The following is a 389-nucleotide window of genomic DNA, read 5'->3' as shown; positions in this document are numbered from 1 at the left end:
CCGAGAAGTTGCGCTTCTGCTGCACGGGCAGCATCAGCAGGTTCGGATCGCCACCAGCGGCGTAGGCCGACTGCTGCGCGTCCTTGAGCATGGTCTCGGTGAACGCGCGGGCCGTGCCGGCGGTCGGGGCCGAGACGAGGCCCGTACCGGACTGGAAGCCGCCGTTGGCACCACCGGCGCCGCGGGAGACGTTGGTGGTCAGCCAGGCCTGGAAGCCGCCGAGACGACGGGCCGAAGCACCGGCAGCCGAGCCGGCGTTGGACGCCTGAGCCGACAGGAGGATGCCCTCCATATCGCGCTTCAGGGCCATGCCCTTCTTCATGGCCTGGTACTTCATCTCAGAAGCACGGCCGGCCTTCTTGACTTCCTCCAGGGTGCCCGAGACCAGC

General features: G+C 68.6%; 1 protein-coding gene. It reads right to left on the bottom strand.

What is annotated here, in order from left to right:
• On the bottom strand, positions 1 to 389 hold a 389-nt coding region (locus FV233_RS30820), incomplete at both ends, for a DUF5309 family protein (protein ID WP_187278286.1).

This window comes from Methylobacterium sp. WL7 (assembly GCF_008040085.1).
In the GTDB taxonomy this organism is placed as follows: domain Bacteria; phylum Pseudomonadota; class Alphaproteobacteria; order Rhizobiales; family Beijerinckiaceae; genus Methylobacterium; species Methylobacterium mesophilicum.
This window is presented reverse-complemented; position numbering and strand designations above follow the sequence as displayed.